The sequence below is a fragment of the Candidatus Bathyarchaeota archaeon genome, assembly GCA_023131225.1.
Lineage (GTDB): Archaea > Thermoproteota > Bathyarchaeia > Bathyarchaeales > SOJC01 > JAGLZW01.
The window spans coordinates 1-5,422 of record JAGLZW010000040.1 but is presented as its reverse complement, the minus strand read 5'-3'; the positions used below and the strand labels follow the sequence as shown (position 1 = coordinate 5,422).

Annotated in this window: 6 protein-coding genes; all 6 read right to left on the bottom strand. The window is 42.4% G+C overall.

Annotated elements, in window-relative coordinates:
* Positions 1–353 precede the first annotated feature (353 nt).
* Complete coding sequence (gene pyrF / locus KAU88_09705) at positions 354–1,016, bottom strand: orotidine-5'-phosphate decarboxylase (GenBank protein MCK4478780.1); 663 nt, start codon at positions 1,014–1,016, stop codon at positions 354–356.
* A gap of 11 nt (positions 1,017–1,027) precedes the next feature.
* Positions 1,028–1,990, bottom strand: a complete 963-nt coding sequence (pyrF, locus tag KAU88_09700; GenBank protein ID MCK4478779.1) for an orotidine-5'-phosphate decarboxylase — start codon at positions 1,988–1,990, stop codon at positions 1,028–1,030.
* 30 nt (positions 1,991–2,020) lie between these two features.
* Positions 2,021–3,751 carry a hypothetical protein gene (locus tag KAU88_09695; protein MCK4478778.1) on the bottom strand — a complete coding sequence of 577 codons (1,731 nt, stop codon included), beginning with the start codon at positions 3,749–3,751 and terminating at the stop codon, positions 2,021–2,023.
* Positions 3,752–3,832: 81 nt separating this feature from the next.
* Entirely contained in the window at positions 3,833–4,492 is a 660-nt protein-coding gene (locus KAU88_09690; protein ID MCK4478777.1) for a hypothetical protein, read from the bottom strand.
* A 15-nt stretch (positions 4,493–4,507) separates the two neighbouring features.
* Entirely contained in the window at positions 4,508–4,909 is a 402-nt protein-coding gene (locus tag KAU88_09685) for a hypothetical protein (GenBank protein MCK4478776.1), read from the bottom strand.
* 66 nt (positions 4,910–4,975) lie between these two features.
* Positions 4,976–5,161, bottom strand: a complete 186-nt coding sequence (locus KAU88_09680) for a hypothetical protein (protein ID MCK4478775.1) — start codon at positions 5,159–5,161, stop codon at positions 4,976–4,978.
* Positions 5,162–5,422: the final 261 nt, after the last annotated feature.

Sequence of the window (5,422 nt, the reverse complement as noted above, 5' to 3'; positions counted from 1 at the left end):
AGGCTATGTTGAATAAGTCTGATGCGAAGATTGGAAGTGTCCATGGGCGGTAGATTCGGAAAATATGGTGATGCCAAGCGCAAGCAGCGATTGCGGAAGACTCGCCTCAGGCCCCCTGCCCTTCAGCAACGGAAAAAGGACAAACCCATGAAAGGGTCTCGAAAGAGCAAGGTCTCACGCGTGGTTCAGTGAGGAGGCTCGTGAATAGAGCCAAATGTCAAAATTTCATGGATGTCCCTAATCTTCGCATCACTAAAATCCCGTAAAAATGGCTCGACTCTAATTTACCCCCATGCATTATGCTAATAATATATTCTCTGGTCAAACCTTGATGAAAGGGGCTTCTTTCGAAATCAAACTATCGTTGACAGAATAGCATCATGGGCCTTTTTTGACTCAACGACCGGATCATCTGAGCGATAAATCGCCCTTCCAATAATCTCAAAATCTGCCCCGTATTTTATAGCGGAACCATATGAGGCCCCTTGGTACCCCACTCCACAACTGATGATTTTCAAATCATGGCCAACTAATCTCCTCAACTCAGCGATACGATTAGGTCTCGTGGCGGGTGCCTGAATGCCGTATGCTTTGGTCTCGACAGCCATCCGTGCCATCTGGTCGGCAATAGTTGAGTCAATTACGTCAGCGCTGTGGGTATACTCGGTGAGTAAGAAAATCATAATGTCTGGGTATGAAGAAATACATCTATAGACTGTTTCCTGCCCAGCCATTCCCCAAATCATAGCACCGTCCATACCTGTTTCTGCTCCAATTCCGATAAGCTCCTCGGCAACATCTGGTATGTCCATAATCTTGAAATCACATATGACTGGCAGATCAGAGGCGTCTTTCAGTCTTTGAATGACATTTATTCCTTCCCGGTAAAGCATTATGTTGCCAACTTTAACCGCGCTAAAGTAATTCCTACACTTTTTAATAATTGTTATAGCATCTTGAGTGGCGATAAAATCTGGAGAAAAAATTAAGCCTTTTCCTTCTATTTTTATTGTCATCGGATTACTCCTTACCACGGAAGCAGACCGTTCCCTGATAAAGCCTCGGAAATATCACTATTCATTGCTTGTATGGCATTCTCGACAAGAATTTTGAATGAGTCTTCCGAGATGTTCAAATCGGTCCCATGAGGGTAATTGATAGACCTCGAAGCACTTACAATTGCACCATAACCATCTTTATTAAAGCATTCCGTTATATCTTTCCCAGTGGCCCCCTGAGCTCCGTAACCCGGAACCAAGAAAATAGCCTTAGGCATGATTGATCTCAGCACTTTCGCGTGTTCTGGAAATGTGGCCCCCACCACTGCACCGACCGAAGAATAACCACGTCGCCCAACGAACCTATCTCCCCATGTGTTGACTATTTTGGCCACGTATTCGAAGAGCTTGGTCTTCCCATCTTCCAAGACGATATCCTGCAACTCAGACGAAGAGGGATTGGACGTTTTGACTAGCACAAATATACCCTTATGGTGTTTTTCTATAGTATCCAAAAAAGGATTTATACCGTCAGAACCCAAATAGGGATTTATAGTGATGGCATCTACACCAAAGACTCGACACTCCCGGTCCTCATCTATTTTCACCATGCCAATATGGCCGTCTGCGTATGCTTGAGCGGTATTGCCGATATCGTTTCGTTTTGCGTCTTCGATGACAATTAGTCCCTTATTCCTTGCATACTCCACAGTGTTGATAAATGCCCTTATGCCCTCGATTCCATATCTTTCGAAAAAGGCTATTTGAGGCTTTACGGCGGGTACGTAAGGCTCAACTACATCAATAATGCATTTGTTAAAGATAATGATCGCATCTGCGGCATATTTTAACAAGTCGCCTTCATTTCCCCGGGTTGCCTCATGAAAGCATAAGGGAATTCTCTGATAATCTGGATCGAGACCAACGACGGCCACGCTCCTTTTCTTATCTATTTCGGTGAGTAACCGGTCGCTAAATTCCCTGTCGTTCATTTTCTCCTTTTCTATCCTTTCTTTTGTGATTTATATTGTTTTATCATGCAAAGACATAAGCCTCTCTATTCTGTCTTCCAAAGCAGACGGTATCTCGTGGATTAGTGGCTCACAAATACCTGTTGAGACTAAATGCCCTGCTGCTCCCAGTAACAGTGCCAGAATGAATTGAATTTTTTGATCAGGAATGCTTTGAGCATTCTCAAAGAAGTTTACGGGGAACCCATTGGCCAGCAAGCGAATTATTATCTCTCTGCCGCCTTTCAGCTTGTATTCTGTACCTATGCCCGCTTTTATTTTCAGTTTCTCGGCAATATCAAGGAACTCTCTATAGTTAAGTTCTCGCAATTTCGATGTCGCATTTACAAAGTATATGTTTCTATCGATTTTCCTTAATTCTGAAAGTCCCACCACTTCCTTTCCAGTGCAGCCAATAATCAATGTCTTTCCTGGCAGAAGCTCTTCAAGACTCTGAGCGACCTTAATATCATCTTTTTTCGCCTCTTTATTGATATCTTCATCAAGATCATAGATTGTGACATCAACTCCGTCAGACTGCATTTCTAAGGCTAAGGGACGACCTATAACCCCGAAACCTATCTGTCCTACCTTTTGATTCCTTATATCAATGCCATAACCTTCCAAAAGTCGATTGATATTCTGTATTATTGCCGTGGCTACCAAGGGAGACTCACGTTCCCTTTTTATTCTTGATTCTGCCACATTCATAATTGGAAATAATAGACCACTGTTTTCGGCTATTAGTTGATCAGCCCATATTCCGTTTGCAGTCTGCTCTACTGCTCCCACACAAATGTTTGAATATTCGCTGAATTCATCGTCTTCATGTAAGAGTGGAACAGCATACCCGCCGTCTTCAATGATTAGAAGGCTTTTTTTTGTGCGTACACAATGCTGGCAGGCTTCTAGGAGGACTGCCTTGATAACCCCAAGGAATTCATCGATATATCGAGTTTTGTCAAGGTGCCTGACACGAAAATCGTCATCCATTAGGTGCTCTACCACCTCAATCTTGGAAGAATAGGGGATGCCAACTATGAACAGATCATCTTTTTCAACGCCCATTGAAAGAAGAGAATCGAAGAACGGCAAGGAATCTCTCAATAAATGAATAACACAAATAACCACGTGTCTCTGATCGAGGCAACCCTCATAATCCCTGGCCAAATCCTTAATTACAAGAAGAGGGATTTTGGGGATTCTAGCGATTATTCTAATATCCATGTTCGAATTTGGAGAAATGTGTTGTCTTGAGATAAACAGGCTCCCCTCCAAAGTGACGTGGTAGTCGCCCGCTTCTTCATTAAGAACCTGGTCCCGATCTTTCACTCTGATCAGGCGGTCAGTAAATGTAGAATCTTTGACGATTATGGTAAGGTTATAATTTGTTAAGAAGTCAAATTTAGTTGCTATTCTTTTAAAGCCTGCCTCGTCTTTGAAGTTTGACCAAGTGTATTCTAATGTGTAACCAGCTGTATTTTTAGGGGAAACAGAACCACTTAGAGAATAAGTCAATCTTTTCTGGTAGGGCTCATCATGAATATCTATTACATCAACATGGATTTCTCCTGTCGTATCTGTGAAATCGAAATCATCGCAATCCTTGTGGAAAAATGTGCCGAAAATGCCTGAAAAATCGTATGGTTTTTCACTCGGGTTAGTATAACTAACCTTCTGGATACATTTGGCGCAGTTTGCTTGGTCAACCTGAATAGTCTCTGATATCGTTATCGCAAGCACGGTCTCTCCTAAAAAAGACCTTCTACTTCGGTAAAAGGCCTTTTTTCCAGCAAAACGCTCAGTGTTGTCCTGGTTGGGAGCTTACATTACACCACCAAAAACACGTAAAGCCCCGATTTCTAAGTCTGGTAATTTTTCTTCTCTATCCGGCTGACTCCTGTATTCTTGCCTTGTACAAAGACTATGTAGCGTAATGTCCTTCAGGGCTAAGTTCTCTTTGGCACCAAGTTCTTGGTCAAAAAACACCAATGCGCCAGCGACTATTGCCCCAGCTAACCAAAGTTTGCTGGCAGCCTTTAGTATGGTCTCGCCAGTTGTTGCAATGTCGCTGATAATTAATACTTTCTCATCCGCCCCTAATCGTGTACCTTCAATGGCCGACCGTAGAGTATTCTTGTAAGACCTCACGAACACTGCTTCTTTCTGAGACTTCCAAATAATATGACTTGAAAGGGCAATCATCCCAACCGGTCCTCTACCTGCTTTGTCAATAAAGGCCAACCGATGAAATGGGCTCTCACGATCAATTTGTTTGATTTTCTTGGCAAACTGTTCTACCAAGCCCTCCATTCTTTGATGCTGAGGTGGTAAAGGCACCTTTGTTTCATCACGATAACCCAACATAGCGCTGTCAATGTTTGCATAAGCTGGTGCCTTACGCCCACTTTGCAAATAGTACCAGCTATTTCTGAGCGCCCGGTCAAGAATGGCTAGACAGACCGATTTGTCGATTCCACTCATAATGGCCTCCAATATCTATTGGTTATCTAAATAATTCAGTTTGTTAACTGCCTGTGTATATAATACTACGAAATCCTCAAAAATGGGCAAAGGATCTTCGTTATTTTTCAAACAAGAGACTAATTTTTCAAAATCTTGGGTGATTTTCTCAAAAAAAACATCTCTTACATTCTTCAGTTTTCCATCTCCATCGTCCGGCGTATCCCCGCAAAGGTCCATTAGAACCGTATCAACGTAACAACTAAGAAAATATGCCATGAACCTGGTTCTGGGGTCAACATTTGCGAGAATCAAAGGATTTAAACGTAACTGCAAGTTCCGAAGTCCCGTCATAACACCAGAGGGCCGTTCCTTTAATGTATCGGCACTTTTTATGTTTTCAATTACTTTTTCTATCCATTCCTTTAGGATATTCATCCAATCCTGCTCCAGTTCCACTTTTAACTTGGTTCTTTATCATATGGACACCTCACAGGCAATACATTATTTTCCGCTCTTTGCATATTTCTCATATTCTCTCTTGAGAGCTGGTTGCAAGATCATCTTGGCTATCACGCTCTCCGATCTGTCAAAGTAGGGATTGCCGTTGGCATTGTACTCGCTGAGTTTCCTAATCATATCTTTGAGTTCGGCTTCCTTTTCATTAAGATTTATGGTGATTCTTGGCATGTTATGTTACACCTCACAATGGTTTAGATCGCTTCAGACCAATAAGGAGCACATCTATCTGGAGCGTTTTGCTGCAGTATAATGCAGAGCGGAGCAACATGTCAAGAAAAAAATTATAAAAAAATGCTTTTGCAAGAAATCCGGGGACACCATACTGATTTATGCGTATTTGCTGGGTTTCCTCCCAGCCTTCCTTGGCATGGGCACAACATAAGGGACGGTCTCGCTTCCTTTTCAAAAGAGAGGTGCATTATGTTCAAA

Coding starts and splice junctions, on each gene's coding strand:
- pyrF (MCK4478780.1), bottom strand. CDS start 1,016: ATGACAATAAAAATAGAAGGAAAAGGCTTAATTTTTTCTCCAGATTTT.
- pyrF (MCK4478779.1), bottom strand. CDS start 1,990: ATGAACGACAGGGAATTTAGCGACCGGTTACTCACCGAAATAGATAAG.
- KAU88_09690 (MCK4478777.1), bottom strand. CDS start 4,492: ATGAGTGGAATCGACAAATCGGTCTGTCTAGCCATTCTTGACCGGGCG.
- KAU88_09685 (MCK4478776.1), bottom strand. CDS start 4,909: ATGAATATCCTAAAGGAATGGATAGAAAAAGTAATTGAAAACATAAAA.
- KAU88_09680 (MCK4478775.1), bottom strand. CDS start 5,161: ATGCCAAGAATCACCATAAATCTTAATGAAAAGGAAGCCGAACTCAAA.